Raw genomic sequence first — 18936 nt, 5'->3', positions numbered from 1 at the left:
CCGGTGGTGTCACGTTCGCGGGTGCCGCAGCCCCGGATGCCCGTCGGGCAACGACTTGCGCAGGGCCCACCAGCTCACCGCCACGCACACCGCGACCAGCGGCCAGGTCAGCACGACCTGCGCGATGGTCAGCGCGCCGGTGGCTCCGGCCAGCCACAGCGGGATGAACACCAGCAGCCGCACCACGTACTGGCCGACCCACACCCAGCTCGCCCTGCTGTAGGCCTTGAGCAGTGCGGGGTCACGGCGCCAGCCCCTGCCCTGCCGCAGCGCGGTGCCGACCACCACGCCCAGCAACGGCCAGCGGATCGCGATGCTGGTCATCCACACGAGCGCGGAGAGCGCGTTGCTGGCCAACCGGGGCAGGAAGAAGTCCGCCGCATCACCGGTCCGCAGCGCGATGAGCGCGCCGATCAGCACCGCCAGCAGGCTGATCAGCACCGCCAGCGGACGCGCGCCCTTCTTCAGCCGGTAACCGCCGATGGCCGCGCCGACCGCGATGGCGGCCCCGCCACCGATCTCGATCGACTCACCCCCGAGGAACCACCCGAGACCGAAGGCGAGCGGGGGCAGGCTGGCGTCGATCGCGCTGGTGCGGCCGCCGAGCAGCCGCATGAACGAGTCGCGGTCGTCCACACCACCCTCGCCCGTGGTCTCCCGCTGGTAAGTCACGCACCCAAGCCTGCCTCACCCGGCGCCGGAGCCGCGAGCACCCTCCTTCAGTTGCGAGCCCGGTCGAGCAGCTCGGCGAGCTCCGCGGCGATGGTCGGTTTGTCCGCGGGCTGGCAGGCGAGGGCGTCCTCCGCCTCGGTCCGCTCGCCCCGCAGCGCGTAGCGCCCCTGGTCGGTGTCGAACCAGATGAGGTTCGGCACCCGGGTTCCGCTCGGGCCGGCGACGACGAAGTGGCCGTAGCGGAGCTTGGGGCGGGAGGCGACCGCGCGGAGCTCGGCGAGACCGGTTATCCCCGCGTCCGCAGGTGGCCCGCTGCGGCGGTCGGCCACGGCGGTGACCGGGGCCGCGCCGCCCACCGGCGCGTCCGGGAGGAGGTCGGCCGCCGCCCGCGGCAGCGCGTTCGGCGCGAGGAAGGTCATGTGCAGCGCCCGCCCGTCGTAGACGCCGAGGACGCCGACCTCGCCGGTGGCCACCACGCGAGCGGACAGCCGGTGCCCCGCCCGGACGTCGAGCAACCCGGCGGCCGCGATCGAGACCTCCGAGGTGCACAGCAGGTACAGCGCGTCCTCGACCTCCGGTTCGGGCCTGCCGTTGCGCGCCAGGCCCGCGGATTCCAATTCCTGCCAGACCCGGCGGGAAACCTGGTCCGGCCCCTCCGGCAGCTCCGCGATGCGCGGCAGCTCGTAGGGGTATCGCCGCACGGCGAGGTTCAGCTGCTCACCGAGCAGATCGACCGCGGGGGCCGACAGCGTGATCGTTTCCACCATCCCCATGCTCTCTTCGGGTCCGCGCTGACTCAGGGGTCGTTTCAGCACGCGGCGGTAGCCGCATGCGGTGTGGGCCTCAGCTCGTACCGCCGCCGGTTCTCGGACGTCGTCCGGCGACGACGTCCGCGGCACCGCGCATCGGTGCGCTCGAGCCGCGAATCCCGAATCCCGGCGGCGTCCGAGGTTCGGCCACCCGCACCGACACCCAAACCACGAGCTGAAACATCTCCTCAGAAGTCCCGGAAGCTCGACGGCGACTCGCCGAGCACCGGCGGCGCGACCAGGCGGCCGCCGTCGTCCTCCTCGTCGAAGAGTTCGTCGGCTTCTATCAGGAACTGCGGCACGGCACCGCTGCCCGTCTCACCCGGCTTGTAACCGGCCCCGGCGCGCAGCTCGTCCTCGTCGCGGCGCTCCTCCTTGAAGTCCTCGGGCGACCACGCCGGGGTTCGGCCGTAGCCGGCCTTGCCCGCACCGGCCGCCCAGGTCCCCGCCGAGCCCATCGGCCCGAACCCGCCATCGGCGCGTTCGACAGGCTTCGGCGCCCGCGCGACCGGGCGCGAGGGCTGAGCGGACTCGCCCCGCTCCTCGCCCTGCTGAGGTGCCCGCTCCTGCTGCTGCGGTGGTTGCTGCGGCGGTTGCTGCTGCTGAGGCGGTGGTGGTGGTTGCTGCGGCGGTTGCGGCACCTGCTGCTGCGAAGCCTGTTGCTGGGGCTGCGGCGGTGCCGGCGGCGGCACGGGCGGTTGCCCCTGCGGCGGCATCGGTGGTCCCGGCGGCCTGCCCGCAGGCGCGCCCTGCGGTGGCTGCTGGCCCGGCGCGGCCTGCGGTAGCGGCCCGCTCGGAGGTCCGGCGTGCGGCGCCCCGGCAGGTGGGGGTCCAGCGGGCGGAGGCCCGGCAGGTGGGGGTCCAGCGGGCGGAGGCCCGGCAGGCGGCGGGCCCGCGGGCGACGGTCCCGGGGCCGGTGGTCCGGCGGGCGGCTGCTCGGCCTGCGGTGACGGGCCTGCGGGCGGACCGGCCGGAGGCGGTCCCGGTTGCGGGCGCGGTGATTCCGGTTGTCCGCGCGGCGGTTCCGGTGCGTTGTGCCGGTTCGACGGCACCGGCGCTTCGGCCTGCGGCATCGGGCCGCTGGGCGGGCCCGTCATGGCCGGGGAGGGCGGCGGACCGGCGGGCACCGAGCCCGGCTGGGCGTGCTGCTGCGCGGGCGGCCCGCTGGGCTCGTGGGTCGGCGCGGCTTGCGGCAGATCACCGCGCAGCGATGGCCGGTCATCGGACGGCCCGCTATGCTCGGCGGCTCGCTCGTGCGGGTTCGGGGCCAGCGGAGTGCTGTCCGGCTGCGGCGGGATCAGCGAACCGGACAGCCCGCCGGTGAACTCCGGTCGCCGCTCCGGCTGGGGCGTCGCCCCGGGCTCCAGCGAACCGGACATGCCCTCGGGCGGCCGGGCGGCTGCGCCGCCGAGATCGCCGGACAGCGAGGGCAGTCCCCCGGTCGAAGGCCGGGACGGCCCGACCGAGGCCGGGGCGGAGTGGTGCTCGCGCTCGAAGCGCTCCGGCAACTGCTCGAGGCGTTGCCAGAACGCGAACGGGTGCGGCTCGTTGGCCAGGGCGGCGAACTCCGCGCGCAAGTCCACGCGCGGTGCCGGACGCGGCGGCGGGCCACCCGGTCCGGCGTCGCCGAGCGATCCGCGTATCGGTTCGGCGCGGCGGCGCCCACCGGCCTCCCGGCGCGCGTCGAAACCCGCCGGCCCCGGCGCGGAGGCCGGATTTTGCGGTGCCGTCACGATTCCCCCAGGTCTGCAGGACAGTCGGCGGGACGCGTGATCCCCCGGATCACAGCGGTCCCGGCACAGACGCACACGAGCATCTCGTCGTTCCCGTCAACCGATCACGATGGCGCGGGCCGATGGTGGCCGCCGAACCGCAAGTAATGCTGTGACCTGCACCGACTGCGACATCATGAGCCCCCTTGGTTGTCTGCTCCGACGAAGGACATTAGCAGTCGGCCTCGGCGCACATCGCCGTTTAACGGGAATATCCGAACCGGGACGCGAAGTTCCCTCCTGCTGGGGTCCGCCACCAGAAATATCCACGGAAAATTCGGACATAATTACTAGACTGCTCGGTGCCGTTTATCACTCGGGCGGAACCTTCGGTGGCGTAGGTACGGATTCGAGCGCAAAAGTGGCTCTGCAGCTACAGGCATGCGGGCAGTACGGAGGGGACAGCAGATCATGGGTTCGGAGCGCAGGGCCGGCGAATCGGACAGCGGCTCACCCCGCTGGAGCAGCTTCGTCGCAGTGGGCGACAGCTTCACCGAAGGGCTCGCCGACGCAGAAGGCGACGGGTTCCGAGGGTGGGCCGACCGGTTGGCCGAGCGAATCTCGGTCGACAACGCCGAGCTGCGCTACGCCAACCTCGCGGTCCGCGGAAAGCTCATCCGGCAGATCGTCACCGAGCAGGTCCCGCAGGCCATCGAACTCGAGCCGAGCCTGGTCGCGCTGACCGGAGGCGGCAACGACATCATCCGGCCCGGCAGCGATCCGGACCTGGTGGCCGAGCTGTTCGACGACGCCGTCTGCAGGCTGCGCAAGACCGGTGCCGACGTGCTCATCGGCACCGGCTTCGACACCAGGGGGACCCCGGTGCTGCGCCACGTCCGCGGCAAGGTCGGCACCTACAACGCGCACCTGCGCTCGATCGCCGACAAGCACGGCGCCCACGTCATGGATCTGTGGGCGATGACGGTCCTGCAGGACCCGCGCGCCTGGTGCGAGGACCGGTTGCACCTCAACGGCGAAGGTCACCGCCGGGTGGCGCTGCGCGCCTGCGAGGCGCTGGGCATCCCGACCCAGCAGGACTGGAACGAGCCGTGGCCGGAGCCGCCCGAGCTGTCCTGGAGCGAGCAGCGCGCCGAGGACATCCGCTGGGCCCGCGAGTACCTGGCCCCTTGGATCAGCCGCAGGCTGCGCGGAGTCTCCAGCGGAGACGGCCGCCAAGCCAAGCGCCCCTGCCTGGAAAAGCTCACCGCCCACAACTAGGGCGCGTTCAAGAGGTGCTTTGCTCGGCGGTCGGGTAGCAGAACCTGGTCGGCTCCGTGGCTCCGCGCGCCGCTCCTGATGTATGCCAGAACGGCAAGGCTCACCCGCAAGCGGCAAAAGCCGAGCCGGAACGGATCAAGCGCAAGCGGCGAAGCCGCGAGCCGAAACCCCACCCGAGCAACCCGCACCGCCGCGGGTTCTCAGCGGTCCGCTGGCGAGGACAGCCGCGACGCCGCGGCCGCTACTCAAGGAGCGGATCCCGCAGCCAGCGGGCCGCTGAGGTTCCGCCGCCCACACCGCAAAGCAAAACAACCAACCCGAAAGCAAAAAAGAGTGCGAACCTCCGGCTTCCCTCAAGGCCGAAAGTTCGCACCCTCCCCCTCACATCCGGTCACCCGAATGAACCCCTCGCGGNCGGTGAACCGGCCGAGGCGACCGGGGCGACAATCCCCCCTTGGACTCCCCCCAGAGCCGCCCGGTGCGCGCATCACGCACGGTTTGATCCGCGCACGATTCATAAGGTCGCAGTCGTGCCTACACGCGCGCTAAACGCGCGCTAAACGCCTTCAACCGGCCTGGCGCGTGATCTCTTCCAAGCGGCCCCGAACCTCGGTGACCTGCGGCGATCCTTCCTCCTCGAAGATCGCCAACGCGGTGTCCCAGCGGGTGCGGGCGACGTTGACATCACCGCGCAGTCGCGCCGCATCGCCGAGGCCGAGGTAGGCAGCGGCCTGGCGCATCGCCGAGCCGCACTGCAAGGCCACCTCCAGCGCCTCGTGGTGGCAGCGCTCGCCGTCGTCGAGGCGGCCGAGTTCGATGCCCACCTCGCCGCAGTTGTTGAGCACCATCGCGAGGGTTTCCAGGTCGTCGGCATCGCGGTAGAGCGCCTCGGCCTCGCGCAGGTGCGCCAGGGCCTCCTCCAGCTCCCCGTTGACCTGCTCGACCATCGCCAGGTTGTTCAGCGCACCAGCTATGAAGTAGCGGTCGCCAAGCTCGCGGTAGACCCGCAGGGCGTCCTGGCAGTGCGTCTTGGCCTCGTCGTAGCGGTGCAGCCGGAACAGCACGCTGGAGAGGTTGACCTGGGTCATCGCCAGCCGTTCGGCGTTTCCGGTGGTCACCGCCACGGCGTAGGAGTCCTCGTAGTGCCGCAGCGCCTGGTCGAGCTGCCCGGAACGGGCGTAGGCGACACCGAGGCCCGCGGCCATGAGCACCTGGCCGGCCGGATCGTCGACAGCACGGGCCGAGTGCAGCCCGTCGGTGTAGATCCGGATCCAGTCCTCCCACGGGCAGCGCACCATCAGGTAGTTGAACTGCAACCGGACCAGCGGCCACGCCAGGCAGTGCAGACCGCCCTCGTTGGCGGCGCGGACCGCGGCGACCAGGTTGGGCCATTCCGAGTCGAACCACTCCAGGGCCTGCGCGCGGCCGGTGATCTCGGGCCGGGGCTCACCGGTGAAGTCCAGATCGTCGCGCGCCGGGCGCAGGAAGCGGCGCGCGTGGTCGGCGGTGCCGAGGTAGTGCGTGAGCAGCCTGCGCAGCGCGGCGATGTCGGCGTCGGGCTCACCGGGAAGTTCGCGGGCGTAGGCGCGCAGCAGGTCGTGCATGCCGAAGCGGTCCGGTTCCGGCTCGGCGACCAGGTGCGCCAGCGCCAGCGCGCGCAGCCTGCGCTGCGCCGCGGAGGGTTCGATACCGCAGAGCGCGGCCACTGCGTGCGCGGTGAAGGTGTGCCCGGGAACCAGGCCGAGCAACCGGAAGGTCTCGGCGTGCACCGGCGGCAGGCTGCGGTAGGAGATGTCGAAGGCGCGGCGCACGCTGGTGTCCGCGTCGTCGTCGATGTCCAGGGCGTGCAACCGGTTTCGCTCGTCGGTGAGCTCGTGCACCAGGTCGGAGACGCCGCGCGCCGGATTGGCCGCCAGCCGCGCGGCCGCGATGCGCAGCGCCAGCGGCAATCCGCCGCAGAGTTCGGCGAGTTCGGCGGCGGCGTCGGGCTCGGCGGCGGACTTGCCCGGCACCCCGGCGCGGTCGAGCAGTTCGATGGCGGTCTCGGTGGGCAGCGTTTCCAGCGGCAGCACGCGCGCTCCCGCGCGCACCACCAGGCCGTCGAGCCTGCGGCGGCTGGTCACCACCACCAGCGACGCAGCGCTGCCGGGCAGCAGCGGGCGGACCTGGTCGGAATCGCGGGCGTTGTCCAGGACGACCATGACCTTGCGCTTGGCCAGCAGCGAGCGGTACAGCGCGGTGCGGTCGTCGAGCTCCACCGGTATCGCATCAGCCGCCACCCCCAGGGTTTTGAGCATGCTCGTCAGCGCCTCGCCCGGGGTGAGCGGTTCGCGCTCCGAGTCGAAACCGCGCAGCGAAGCGTAGAGCTGACCGTCCGGGAACTCCTCGGCGACGCGGTGCGCCCAGGTGAGCGCGAGCGCGCTCTTGCCGACCCCGGCGGTGCCGGTGAGCACGGTGATCAGGCTGGACCCGGACTCGTGGCCGGCCAGCATGTCGTCCAGGGCACCCAGTTCCCCGTACCGCCCGACGAAACCCGCGGGCGCGGGCGGTAGTTCGGCCGGTACCGGACGGCGCATGCCCAGCCCGGGGACGTCGTGGCGAGCCGGGTTGCGCAGCCCGGGGTCGTCGCGCAGCAGCTTCTCGTAGAGCTCGCGCAGCTCCGGGCCGGGGTCCAGGCCCAGCTCGCCGGAGAGCCGGTGGCGCAGTTCGTGGTAGCGATCCTGCGCCTCGGCGCGGTGGCCCGCGCGGTAGTTGGCCAGCATCAGCTGCCCGGTGAGCCGCTCCCGCAGCGGATGCCGTTCCACCAGAGTGGACAGTTCCGCGATGAGCTGCTGATGGCGGCCGAGTTCGAGATCGGCCGCGATGCGCTCCTCCAGGGCGAGCAGGTGCAGCTCGTCCAGGTTGGGCGCGATCGTCCGGTACAACCGGCTGCCCGCGATGTCGGCGAGCACCGGCCCGCGCCACAGGGTCAGCGCCTCGGTGAGCAATCGGGAGCGTTCGGCGGGTTCGAGGCCGTGCGCGCGGCTGATCCGGGTGCGAGCGCGATGCGCGTCGATGCGTTCGGGGTCCACCCGCAGCAGGTAGCCGGGCGATCGGGTGATGATCTCCGGTCCGCGCTTGCCGAACATCTTGCGCAGCCGGGACACGTAGCCCTGGATGATGGTGCGCGCGCTGGCTGGCGGCTCTTCCTCCCACAGCGTGTCGACCAGCCGATCCATCGGTACGACCTGGTTCGGCTCCAGTAGCAGGCATGCCAGCAGCGCGCGAACCGGGCTGCGCCCGACCTCGACCGGGGCGCCGTCGACGAGCACCTCGAGCGGGCCGAGCAGGCGGAACTCGAATCCCGCCTCCGGCGCCGGAGCTGCGTTGCCGTGCGGCGTCATTGATGGGTCCTATTCGCCTCGCGGTGGTAGATCAAGTTTCGGTCACGGCACCCCGGATCACGCATCCGGGTACAGCCGACACACGGTAGCGGCCCCCAATGGGCCCGAAACCGGCCCGTTTCGCAGGCTCACCCCAATGGAGCACCCACGTATTGCGCGTTCGGTGCGCCGATGTCCGTTCGGGGTGTGGCGTGATCGCCTCCCGAGCGACAAACACGGCAAGTAAAGTCTGGGGTCGTCGATCACCCGAACGAGTGGGCGTGTGTGGCACGCCATGGAAGGAGACCCGGCTGTGCCAACGCCGTCCACAGTGGTCGACCGTGCGATGGGTTGCCTGCTCGGCGGGGCCCTGGGCGACTCCCTCGGAACCCCGGTGGAGTACACGCCGCTGGACGACATCCGCGCCGCGTTCGGCCCGGACGGGGTGACCGAGCCCCCACCGCAGGCGCTGCTCGGCGACGCCACTCAGATGGCCCTGTTCACCGGCGAGGGCTACCTGCACGCCTGGACCACCGGCAACAGCGGTGGCCCGTGGCGGCCGGTCGAATCCACCACGGCCGCGCTGCGCCGCTGGATGCTCACCCAGCAGGAGGACAAGCCGCAGCCCGGCGCCACCGGACTGCTCGCCGAACCCGAGCTCTACGCCAGCCGGGCGCCCGGGCTCACCATGCTGCGCGCCCTGCAGGAACCGGATCTCGGCACACCCGAGCGGCCGCGCAACACCTCCAAGGGCTGCGGCGGTCTGGACCGCAGCGCGCCGATCGGCTTCTCCCCCACCGCGGAGATGGCCTACCAGCTCGCCTGCCAGTGCGCCGCGCTCACCCACGGCGGCCAGGGAGGCTGGGCCTCCGGCGGTGCCTTCGCGCTGATCGTGCACCTGCTCGCGGTGCAGCAGCGCAGGCTGCCCGCGGCGGTGGACCAGGCGGCGGGACGAGTCCTGCGCGAGGACTTCGAGACGGCCAACGCGCTCGCCGAGGCCGCGACGCTGGCCCGGCTGGGATCCGGCACGGGCCACATCGAACGGCTCGGCGGCGGGTGGATCGGCCCGGAGGCCCTGGCCATCGGCGCCTACTGCGCCCTCGCCAACCCCAAACCGGACCAGTTCGCCGACGCCCTGCGCCTCGCCGTGAACCACTCGGGACACAGCGACAGCACCGCGGCGATCACCGGCAGCCTCCTCGGCGCGCGCCACGGCACGGCGGTGCTGCCCAGGGCTTGGCTCAACCGCCTGGAGCTGGCCGACGTCATCGAACGCATCGCCTACGACCTGGGCGCCAGCTGCGCGGGCGAGCAGTTCAACGAGCGCCGCTACCTGGGCCTGCCCACCTGAGCACCGGCCGTCGCCTGCGGGGTCCCGGCGTCACCGCGGGCGGCGCACCACCCTCGCTCAGGCCGCGACCGGCGTCCTGGCCGAGCGCGCCAGCCGGCGCGTGCCGATGGTGCGGCAGACCAGGTAGATCACGAAGGAGATGATCGTGACGAAGGCGCTCACCGGTGCCCCCGGTGCCAGCGACAGCAGGATCCCGCCCAGCACCGCGGTCTCGGCGAAGACGATCGCGAGCAGCGTCGCCTTGACCGGCGACGCGGTCACCCGAGCGGCAGCGGCCCCCGGCGTGACCATCAGCGCCAGCACCAGCAGCGCTCCGACGGTGTAGACGCCCAGGGCCGTCGAGACGCCGACCAGCACCGCGAACAGCGGCGCCAGCGCCCTGGTGGGCACGCCGCGCGCCGTGGCCACGTCCGGATCGACGCTGGCGAACAGCAGCGGCCGGTACACCAGCGCCAGCACCACCAGCACCGCCAGCGCGCACCCGCTCAGCAAGGTGACGTCGGACCGGTCGACGCCGACGATCTGGCCGACCAGCAGGCTGAACTTGTTCGCCGTGCGCTCCGGGTTGAGCCACAGCAGGAACACGCCCACGCCCAGGCCGAACGACAGGATCGCGCCGATCACCGAATCCCGTTCGGTGTCGCGCTGACCGAGCAGCCCCAGCAGCAGCGCGGCCACCACCGCACCAGCCAGGGCGCCGACCCCGACGCTGACGCCGACCAGCAGCGCCGCCGCCGCGCCGGTGAAGGCCATCTCCGCCGTGCCGTGCACGGCGAAGGACATCTTGCGGGTCACCACCAGCGGCGCCATGCATCCGGACACCAGCCCGAGAGCAGCTGCGGCCAGCAGGGCCTGCTGCACGAACGGGTAGCCGAGCAGGTCGATCGTGGTGCCGAAGTCCAGCACCTGACCCAGCGCCTCAACCAGCTCGTTCACGCTTCGTCCGCCTCCACTACGTGGTGGTCCTGACACTGCTCGGCGCCCGCCACGACCAACCGGCCGCCGACCCGGGCGACCTCGACGTCGGTGCGGTAGAGCTCGGACAGCGTCGCCGAGTTCATCACCTCGTCCGGGGTGCCCAGCCGGAACCGCCCGTCGACGAGGTAGAGGACCTTGTCGACCATCGGCAGCACCGGGTTGATCTCGTGGGTGACGAACAGGACGCCGGAGCCGGTGCTGCGCGCCTGATCAGCGATCAGGCGGCTGACCTTGCGCTGGTGCGAGAGGTCCAGCGACAGCAGCGGCTCATCGCACAGCAGCACCGCGGGGTCGCCGACCAGGGCTTGCGCCACGCGCAACCGCTGCTGCTCACCGCCGGAGAGCAGGCCCAGCGGCTGCTTCGCGTACGGGGTGGCCTCCACGGCCGCCAGCACCTCGTCGACCCGCTGCTTGCGCTGCCGCCGGGCGCGGATGCCCATGCCCCAGTGGTGGCCGTCCAGGCCGAGGCCGACCAGATCGCGGCCGCGCACCGTGACGTTGGCGTCCAGCGCGCGCTGCTGCGGGATGTAGCCGATCCGGTTGCTGCCCCGCCTGGCCTGCTCGCCGCCGATCTCGACGGTGCCGGAGTTGAGCTGCTGCAACCCGAGCAGCACTCGGAGCAGGCTGGTCTTGCCGGAACCGTTGGGCCCGAGGACCGCGACGAACTCGCCGGGAGCCACGTCGAGGTCCAGCCCGGACCACAGCGGCCGCTCACCGTAGGCGAGGGTGGCGCCGCGCAGCCGCACGGCGGGCTCGGTGCTGGTGTCGAGCGCGACGGGCTCGGCTTGAGACCTGGTGGTCATCTGGCTCAGCGGGCTCCGTTCAGCGCCGACTGCAACGCGGTGATCTGCGCGTCCATCCATTGCACGTAGGTCTTGCCCTCGGGCAGCGTCTCGGCCATCTCCACGACCGGGATCTGCTTGCCCTCCGCGGTGCTGCGCACGTCCTCGGTGACCGGGGATTCGGTCTGCGGGTTGAAGATCACCGCGGCGGCCCGGCCCCCGTTGAGCGCGTCCTTGATCTGCGCGACGGCCGCGGCCGACGGGTCGGTCTCGGACTCGATCGCGTGCAGGAACTCCGGCGGCGTGACGTCGTTGAGGCCGGACGCTTCGATCAGGTAGTGCGCGACGGGCGCGGTGACGACCACCGGCTTGCCCCGGTCGGCGGCGGAGATCTGATCGATCTTGGACTCGAGCCCGCCGACCTGCTGCTTGAAGGCGTCCGCGTTGGCGGCGAACTGCTGCGCCTTGCCCGGCTGCAGCTCGCTCAACCGCTCGGCGACGTGGTCGGCGACCTGCTCGACCGCGTGCGGGTCGTACCAGACGTGCTCGTTGACGGAGTGGTCGTGACCGTGCCCCTCGGCGTGCTCGTTCCCCTCGGCGTGCTCGTTCCCCTCGGCGTGCTCGTTCCCCTCGGCGCGGCCGTTCCCCTCGGCGTGGCCGTTCCCCTCGGCGTGCTCGCCCGCCGGTTCAAACCCGTGCTCGCCCTCGACCGCGGTGACCACCGGCTTCTCGCCCGCGTTCTGCAGGATCTGCGTCATGAAGCCGTCGTAGCCCCCGCCGTTGCGGACCACCAGGTCGGCGTCGGAGATCTCGGCGGCCTCGCGCGGGCTGCTCTCGTACGAGTGCGGGTCGGCGTTCGGGTCGTCGATGATCGAGGTGACCTCGACGGCATCGCCGCCGACCGCCTGCGCGACGCTGCCCCAGACGTTGGTGGACGCGACGATCTTGACCTTCTCGTTCGGGCCCGGCGCCTGGCTCGAACCGCCCTGGGCGCAGGAGGTGAGCGTCAGCGTGCCGACCGCGAGCCCGGCTAAGACGGTGACAGCAGTGCGACTCCGGACGGTCATCTAATCCACTCCCAGGTGATCAAGGCGAAGCGCGGGGCTCAAGAGCCAGTTGCGAACGGTAACGGTAACCGTTGTCATCTACAGTCTAAGCACGCCTCAGTCCAACGCTCCACCGTCCGGGTTATTTCCGGGAGCGAAATACACCACTTGCAGCAGTCAACGCCCCCGCCCGGTGAACCCGGACGGGGGCGTTGACTGGGTGTCGCAGCACCTGGCTTCGATCTACCTCCGCCGGCGGCCTGGCGGCCACCACCGGAGCGGGAGACCCGACTACTTGGTCAGGCGCTCGCCGGTCTCCGGGTGGAACAGGTGCACCTCGCTGTTGTCCCGCAGCTGCACCTTGACCTCCTGGCCGAGCGCGGGCGGGGTGCGGCCGTCGGCGCGGACCACGAAGCGCTCCGCGGAACCGCCCACGGTGATCGAGCCGTGGATGAGCGCGTCCGCCCCCAGCTCCTCGACCAGCTCGACGGTCATGCTCAGCCCCTCGGACTCGTTGGACGCCAGGCTCAGCGCCTCCGGACGCACGCCGAAGGTCACCTCCTCCAGGTCGCCCGCCGCCGACAGCGCCTCGCGGGACAGCGGAACGGTGGTGCCGTCGAGCACCGCCCCCTCCGCGGAGATCGGAACCGTCTTGAGGTTCATCGCGGGCGAGCCGATGAAGCCCGCGACGAACGAGTTCGCCGGGTTCTCGTAGAGCTCCCTCGGCGTGGCGGCCTGCTGCAGCAGCCCGTCCTTGAGCACCGCTACCCGGTGCCCCATCGTCATCGCCTCGACCTGGTCGTGGGTGACGTAGATCGTCGTGGTGCCGAGCCGCTTCTGCAGCGCGGCGATGTTGGCTCGGGTCTCGACGCGCAGCTTGGCGTCCAGGTTGGACAGCGGCTCGTCCATCAGGAACACGCTGGGCTCGCGCACGATCGCGCGGCCCATCGCCACGCGCTGCCGCTGACCACCTGAGAGCGCCTTGGGCTTGCGGTCCAGGTAGTTCTCCAGGTCGAGCATCTTCGCCGCTTCGGTCACCTTCTCCTTGATGACGTCCTTCGGCGTCTTGCGGAGCTTGAGCGCGAAGCCCATGTTCTCGGCGACCGACATGTGCGGGTAGAGCGCGTACGACTGGAACACCATCGCGATGTCCCGGGACTTCGGCGGCGTGTTGGTGACATCGTTGCCGCCGATCGAGATGCCGCCCTCGTCGATGTCCTCGAGACCGGCGAGCATGCGCAGCGCCGTGGACTTGCCGGAGCCCGACGGCCCCACGAGCACCAGGAACTCGCCGTCGGTGACTTCGAGTTCCAGCTGGTCAACCGCCCGGACGGGCGGATTTCCGGGATAGACCCGCGAGGCGTTGACGTAAGAGACCTCAGCCATTTGTGACACCCTTCACTACATACAGTGCCCCAGAACCTAGCGCTTAACTTACTTAACGTCATCCCCCGGAATGAACCATTCCGGAGCGTTACCCATTTGCGCCGCTCCGTGTTCACTGATCGAACATCAGTGGGACGTAGGTCATGCTCGCTTCACGGTCGGGTACTGAACCGTTACGGTTCCTCCATGGCGCGGTCAACGAATGCCCGGCGGCCTGCGACGCTCGCGTCGCTTGCTGCGGAACTCGGGGTCTCCCGGACGACGGTTTCCAACGCCTACAACCGTCCGGACCAACTCTCCCCTGAGCTGCGTAAGCGTGTCCTGGAGACCGCTCGGCGGCTCGGCTACCCGGGACCGGATCCGGTAGCGCGGTCGTTGCGCACCCGCAAGGCGGGTGCCGTCGGCCTGCTGCTCACCGAGAACCTCTCCTACGCCTTCCGCGACCCGGGTGCTGTCCAGTTCCTGGAAGGTCTCGCCCTCGCCTGCGAAGACGCCGGGCAGGGGCTCACGCTCATCCCGGCCAGCCCGGAGCGCGAAGACGTCGCCGCGGTGCACCGCGCGGGCGTGGACGGCTTCGTCGTCTACTCGGTGCCCGAGGACGACCCGCACCTGGCCGCGGTGCTGGAGCGCCCGGTCCCGGTGGTGGTCTGCGACCAGCCGCGACTGGACAACCTCGACTGGGTCGGACCGGACGACCGGCGATCCATCAAGGGAATAGCAGATCACCTGATCGGGCTGGGACATCGCCGCATCGGCGTGCTGTGCATGCGCCTCGCGCGCGGCCGCAACGACGGCCCGGCCTCGGTCCAGCGACAGGCCAACGCCAGCTTCCACGTGCAGAAGGCGCGGCTGACCGCGCTCGCCGAGGAGTTCAGCGAGGCGGGCGTGGACTGGGCGCAGGTGCCGGTCGTGGAGCGCTTCGACCACACCCAGGAATCCGGAGCCTCGGCGGCGGCGCAGCTGCTCGAGATCGACCCGGAGATCACCGCGGTGGTGTGCACTTCGGACCTGCTGGCCCTCGGCGCGCTGCACGAAGCGCGCAACCGCGGGCTGCGCGTGCCGGACGACCTCACCATCACCGGTTTCGACGGCATCCCGGACGCCGAGCGCCAGGAGCTCACCACGGTCCGCCAGCCCTGGCTGGAGAAGGGTCGCGCGGCGGGTCGGCTGCTGCTCGAGACCAGCGAACCCAGCAGGCCCCGGCACATCCAGCTGGAAACCCAGCTCATCACCGGGGCGACATCGGCGCCCCCGCGCTCCAAAGAGGAGTTCTGGTTCGGCCCCTGACCCCATCCCGCTGGTGAGCGTCGTGACAGTTTTGCCTAAAACTGTGCGGACATTCCGGGCGTCAAGGCCTGACAGTTATAGGCAAAACTGTCGCGTTCGCCGGCACCGTCGGGCGGGGGCAGGGCTCCAGCGGTTCTAGTAGTTGATCCACTCGCCCTTGGCGTAGTCCAGGATCGTGGGGTGCATGAGGGTGCTCGGCCGCATCCCGGGGACGCGGGAGCGGTCCGGCGGGAACGTCGCCGCGGCGTCCAGGGTCTGCTGATCCAGGCTCTTCAGGGGCGGGACGTCCGGGGCGAGCTCCGGCTCGGGCGGCTCGGACCCCTTGGTGGCCAGGTGGAATCCCCACTCGCCGAAGCTGGGGACGTTCACCTCGAAGGGCGTGGTGGCCAGGCCCGCCGAGCGGAGGGTCGCTTCGATGCACCAGTACGCCTTCGGCGCGAAGTACGGCGAACCGGCCTGCACGATCAGCCTGGCGTCCTCGGTCATCGCGTGCCGGACCAGGGAGTAGAACTCGGTGGAGTAGAGCTTCGCGGTGGCGGTCGAGTCGGCATCGGGCATGTCCACCAGCACCGAGTCGAACTCGGTGCGGTTCGTCCGCAGCCAGGTGAACGCGTCGCCCGCGATCGCGTGCACCTTCGGATCGCGCATGGCGTCGTGGTTGAGCGCGCGCACCCGCGGGTCCGACCGCGCCAGTTCGAGCACGGCCGGATCCAGGTCGACGAGCGTGATGCTGCGGACGTCCGGGTACTTCAGGATCTCCCGCACCGCCAGGCCATCGCCCCCGCCGAGCACCAGCACATTCCCGCGCGGGCCGTTCATCGCCGGGTGCACCAGCGCCTCGTGGTACCGGTACTCGTCGACCGAGCTGAACTGCAGGTCCCCGTTGAGGAACAACCGGGTGTCCGTGGAACCGGACAGCGTCGTGTTCTCGGTCAGCACCACGTCCTGGTACTGCGAGCGCTCCGCGTGCACCACCGGGTCGGCGTAGAGCGCCTGCCGCGCGGTGACCTCGAAGTCGTCGGCGTAGGCGTAGGCGCCCACCAGGATCCCGCCGACCAGCACCGAGGCGGCGAGCAGCAGCAGTCGTGCACGCTTGGCCAGCTGCTTGCGGAAGACGGTCAGCACCAGGCCCAGCCCGGCGGCCGCGTTGAGCATCCCGACCACCAGCGCGCCCTGGATCTGCCCGAACCACGGCAGCAGCAGGAAGGGGAACGCCAGCCCGCCGACCAGACCGCCCACGTAATCGGCGGCGAACATGTCGGCGACCGCCGAACCGGCGTCCTGGCTGCGGATGCGCTGCAGCAGCACCATCAGCAGCGGGATCTCCGCCCCGATCAGCAGGCCCAGCACCAGCGCCGTCGCGATCAACGCGGGCAGGTACAGGCTCAGCCACGCGAACGCCGCGTACAGCAGCAGCACGCTGAGCCCGCCGATCAGCGCCAGCAGCAGCTCGATCCCCGCGAATCCCGCGGCGGCCCAGGGCTGCAGCGGTTTCGCGACCAGCGCCCCGACGCCCATCGCGAAGACCATCAGGGACAGCACGATCGAGGCCTGGCCGATGGTGTCGCCGACCAGGTAGCTGCCGAGGGCGACCAGCGCCAGCTCGTAGACGAGCCCGCAGGCCGCGCAGACGAACACCGCCACGAGCACGGCGAAGCGGGCGATCCGCGCCCGCCGAGCACCGCCGCCCGATCCCGCGTCCGTCCCGGCGTCCGCCTCCGAGTCCGATGTGGACTCCGGTGCGGCGGTCTCGGAGCTCACCGCCATCGGCCGATCACCAGATCGCAGCGGCGATCACGACCGCGATCACCACGTGCGCGCTCGCCGACACCCAGGTGGCCGGGTGCAGGTTCTGCGCGGCGAGCTCCTCGCCCAGGCGACCCGGCGTGATCGCGTCGATCAGCAGGAACGACAGGCTCATCATCACCAGACCGAGGATGCCGTAGGCGAGCGTGCCGATGAGCCCGGCGACCAGGTCGTCAGCGCTGGCGGCGATCGCCGTGGTCAGGATGATCCCGACGCCCAGCAGGCCGGAGACTAGCAGCAGTGCGGCGTTCGGGTTGCGGTTGACCCAGATCAGGTCGCGCAGCTTGCCGGGGGTGGCCACGTCGACGAGGCCGTATCCCAGCCCCATCATCGCCACGCCGATCACCCCGTAGGCGACCGCGGCGAGCAGCCCGGTGAGCAGTTCCTGGAACAAGGTGTTGCCCTTCTCGTGTCGTGGTCGGTCAGCGGGTGGGACCGGCAGGCGGCGGTCCCTGCGGCGGGTAACCGGGAGGTGGCCCCTGCGGCGGGTAGCCCGGAGGCGGTCCTTGCTGCGGGTGACCGGGCGGTGGTGGTCCCTGCTGCGGGTACCCCGGAGGCGGTGGTCCCTGCGACGGCGGTCCCTGCGACGGCGGTCCCTGCGACGGCGGTCCCTGCGACGGCGGTCCCTGCGGCGGGCCGTCGTTCTTGGCCTTCGCGAGCGACCGGAAGCCCAGCACCGCGGCCAGCACCGTCACGATCCCCAGCAGGACCAGCCAGATCCACACCGCGACGCTCGCGCCCGAGCCGTCGCCGGACGGCAGCGGCTGCGACGGCCTGCCCGCCGGCTCGCCGGCCTGCGCGGGCGGAGCGGGCAGCACACCCGCCTCCACCAGCAGCAGCGGCGTGGCCATCACCGCCTGACCGGTCGCGGTGGCCGGGTCGGCGACCAGCGCGTCCGCGTTGATCCCCAGGGCCGCGTAGTCCCCCGCGCTCGGCAACCGCGAGGAGGACGCCGCCAGGTCCGGGGAAGCCTTCACCTCGATGTCGGCCGCGTCGAGATCCGTGTCGTAGGCCACGAAGGTCTGCGTCTCGACCCAGCGCGCGCAGGTGTCGGCGGGGATGCCGGGGCCGCGGCTGGAGCCGCGCTGCACCTCGCCGTCGCCGCCGTCGGTGAGCTTCCATCCGAAGCACACGCCGTCGTTGCGCTGCTCGGCCTCGGCCAGCCGGTCGGCGAGCTGTTGCGCCTCGTTGGGGGTGAACCCGGGGATCGACGCGCCGATGTAGGTGCCGCTCTCCCGGTAGTAGGTGGTGTCCTCGGTGGTGAATCCGGTCGATCCGGAGTCGCCGAACAGGCTCAGCGGGACGAGCACGAGTACCAGAACGGCGAATATGCCGCCGACGACGATGCCCTTGGTCTTCATTTGCCCGCCCCCGGTCCTCGTCCGCGGAAGCTCTCGCCGTGCGTTCCGATCCAGCCCCAGTAGTGACCCACGTGGCTGTGGTAGTGCCGGTACGCCTCGTCGGCGTCCATCACGTGGATCACCGAGCCGGGCTGCCGGGGCTGCACGATCACGGCGTCGTCCGAGTAGCGCAGGTAGACGCCGGAGGCGTCGGTGGTCTGCGACTGCGGGCGCCACTTCGCGGTGATCTCGCGGACCACCGCGGTCACCGGCTTGGCGCTGGTGTAAGCGCGGTTGTCGTCGTCGCCGCGGATGTCCAGCTCGGCGGCGCGCGTGTAGTGGTTGGCCACGTAGCCGCGCGGTCCGGTCCCGGTCGACAGAATCGTGATCAGCGCGATGATCAGCGCGAGCGCGGCGGCCAGCCCGGCCACCAGGAACCAGTGCTTGGGCTTCATCGATCAGTCCGCCGTCGGGTAGATGAGCACGTCGTAGCGGCCGAGCTCGGTGCCGGTACTGGCCTCCCACCCGGCGTCCCCGTAGGCCTCGAAGCTGAGCATCGAGCCGTCCGGCGCCTCGTAGTCGTGGTACCGCACGGAGCCGGCCTCATCGAGACCGGTGGTGGCCTCGCTGCGGAATTTCGCGGTACCGGACTCGTCGGAGCGGTAGGTGCGGCCCTCGAACTCGAGCGACTTCGGGCCGGGCTCGGGGGCGCCGGTCACAGGTGTCCAGGCCGCCATCTCGAGATCGGGGTCCTCCTCGACGCTGAGCCAGAGCTGATCGCCCTTGGAGTCGTCGAGCAGGTGCTCGTCCCACTTCCAGCCGCCCTCGTCGAGCCGCAGGCTCCCCCGGACCGTGTAGGTGATGCCGCGGATCTCGACGATGTCGCCCGCCTTCAGCTCGCGCGGATCACCGCGCAGCGAGTCCTGATCGCCGGTGTTGAAGGGATCCTTCGGCGCGTCGCCCCGCGACGGGCTCGAGGCCTTGCGGGCCCGCATCCCCATGACCACGGCGACCACCACGGCGATGATCAGCAGGACGACCACGAGGATCAGCAACCCGGTCAATACGTTCACCCCAATTACGCCCGTTGCGTCCGATTCGGCATGGAGCGTATCTGCCGGGGGTCA

General features: G+C 71.2%; 16 protein-coding genes. 3 read left to right on the top strand and 13 right to left on the bottom strand.

Annotated features, from left to right (window positions below; genetic code table 11):
- Positions 1-9: 9 nt before the first annotated feature.
- The 3 genes from ABD289_RS05855 to ABD289_RS05845 all read right to left on the bottom strand — a co-directional run bounded on the left by ABD289_RS05855 (position 10) and on the right by ABD289_RS05845 (position 3214).
- Entirely contained in the window at positions 10-672 is a 663-nt protein-coding gene (locus ABD289_RS05855) for a DUF3159 domain-containing protein (protein WP_344127395.1), read from the bottom strand.
- 47 nt (positions 673-719) lie between these two features.
- Complete coding sequence (locus tag ABD289_RS05850; protein WP_344127393.1) at positions 720-1445, bottom strand: ESX secretion-associated protein EspG; 726 nt, start codon at positions 1443-1445, stop codon at positions 720-722.
- Positions 1446-1669: 224 nt separating this feature from the next.
- Positions 1670-3214, bottom strand: a complete 1545-nt coding sequence (locus ABD289_RS05845; RefSeq protein WP_344127391.1) for a hypothetical protein — start codon at positions 3212-3214, stop codon at positions 1670-1672.
- Positions 3215-3730: 516 nt separating this feature from the next.
- On the opposite strand from ABD289_RS05845, the gene ABD289_RS05840 reads away from it, so the two are divergent.
- A complete protein-coding gene (locus ABD289_RS05840) occupies positions 3731-4471 on the top strand; it encodes an SGNH/GDSL hydrolase family protein (RefSeq protein ID WP_344127389.1) in 741 nt (246 codons plus the stop codon).
- Positions 4472-5037: 566 nt separating this feature from the next.
- Here the strand turns inward: ABD289_RS05840 and ABD289_RS05835 are convergent.
- Positions 5038-7854: an AfsR/SARP family transcriptional regulator gene (locus ABD289_RS05835; protein ID WP_344127387.1), complete on the bottom strand. Its 2817-nt coding sequence runs from the start codon at positions 7852-7854 to the stop codon at positions 5038-5040.
- Positions 7855-8146: 292 nt separating this feature from the next.
- Here ABD289_RS05835 and ABD289_RS05830 point away from each other — a divergent pair, with 292 nt between their 5' ends.
- A complete protein-coding gene (locus ABD289_RS05830) occupies positions 8147-9184 on the top strand; it encodes an ADP-ribosylglycohydrolase family protein (RefSeq protein ID WP_344127385.1) in 1038 nt (345 codons plus the stop codon).
- A gap of 57 nt (positions 9185-9241) precedes the next feature.
- Here the strand turns inward: ABD289_RS05830 and ABD289_RS05825 are convergent, their stop codons facing one another.
- The 4 genes from ABD289_RS05825 to ABD289_RS05810 form a co-directional block, all read right to left on the bottom strand.
- Positions 9242-10120: a metal ABC transporter permease gene (locus tag ABD289_RS05825; RefSeq protein ID WP_344127383.1), complete on the bottom strand. Its 879-nt coding sequence runs from the start codon at positions 10118-10120 to the stop codon at positions 9242-9244.
- Positions 10117-10965, bottom strand: a complete 849-nt coding sequence (locus ABD289_RS05820) for a metal ABC transporter ATP-binding protein (RefSeq protein WP_344127381.1) — start codon at positions 10963-10965, stop codon at positions 10117-10119. The genes ABD289_RS05825 and ABD289_RS05820 overlap by 4 nt, the downstream gene beginning before the upstream one ends.
- Positions 10966-10970: 5 nt before the next feature.
- Entirely contained in the window at positions 10971-12011 is a 1041-nt protein-coding gene (locus tag ABD289_RS05815; protein WP_344127379.1) for a metal ABC transporter solute-binding protein, Zn/Mn family, read from the bottom strand.
- 270 nt (positions 12012-12281) lie between these two features.
- The gene (locus ABD289_RS05810; RefSeq protein ID WP_344127377.1) at positions 12282-13376 is read right to left on the bottom strand and encodes an ABC transporter ATP-binding protein; all 1095 of its coding nucleotides are present in this window, start codon (positions 13374-13376) and stop codon (positions 12282-12284) included.
- Positions 13377-13562: 186 nt separating this feature from the next.
- Between ABD289_RS05810 and ABD289_RS05805 the strand changes: the two genes are divergently transcribed.
- The gene (locus ABD289_RS05805) at positions 13563-14663 is read left to right on the top strand and encodes a LacI family DNA-binding transcriptional regulator (RefSeq protein ID WP_344127375.1); all 1101 of its coding nucleotides are present in this window, start codon (positions 13563-13565) and stop codon (positions 14661-14663) included.
- Between the two features lie 135 nt (positions 14664-14798).
- Here the strand turns inward: ABD289_RS05805 and ABD289_RS05800 are convergent, their stop codons facing one another.
- From ABD289_RS05800 to ABD289_RS05780, 5 genes are read right to left on the bottom strand one after another with little or no spacing between them, the layout of a single operon-like run.
- A complete protein-coding gene (locus tag ABD289_RS05800; RefSeq protein ID WP_344127373.1) occupies positions 14799-16430 on the bottom strand; it encodes a polyamine aminopropyltransferase in 1632 nt (543 codons plus the stop codon).
- Positions 16431-16437: 7 nt separating this feature from the next.
- Positions 16438-16863: a DUF350 domain-containing protein gene (locus tag ABD289_RS05795; protein ID WP_344127371.1), complete on the bottom strand. Its 426-nt coding sequence runs from the start codon at positions 16861-16863 to the stop codon at positions 16438-16440.
- A 28-nt stretch (positions 16864-16891) separates the two neighbouring features.
- Positions 16892-17830, bottom strand: coding sequence for a hypothetical protein (locus ABD289_RS05790; RefSeq protein ID WP_344127368.1), 939 nt, complete (start codon positions 17828-17830; stop codon positions 16892-16894).
- Complete coding sequence (locus ABD289_RS05785; protein ID WP_344127366.1) at positions 17827-18264, bottom strand: DUF4247 domain-containing protein; 438 nt, start codon at positions 18262-18264, stop codon at positions 17827-17829. The genes ABD289_RS05790 and ABD289_RS05785 overlap by 4 nt, the downstream gene beginning before the upstream one ends.
- Positions 18265-18267: 3 nt before the next feature.
- Positions 18268-18882 carry a DUF4178 domain-containing protein gene (locus ABD289_RS05780; RefSeq protein ID WP_425564576.1) on the bottom strand — a complete coding sequence of 205 codons (615 nt, stop codon included), beginning with the start codon at positions 18880-18882 and terminating at the stop codon, positions 18268-18270.
- Between the last annotated feature and the right edge of the window lie 54 nt (positions 18883-18936).

It is taken from the genome of Saccharopolyspora halophila (assembly GCF_039531955.1).
Classification (GTDB): Bacteria; Actinomycetota; Actinomycetes; order Mycobacteriales; family Pseudonocardiaceae; genus Saccharopolyspora; species Saccharopolyspora halophila.
This window is presented reverse-complemented; position numbering and strand designations above follow the sequence as displayed.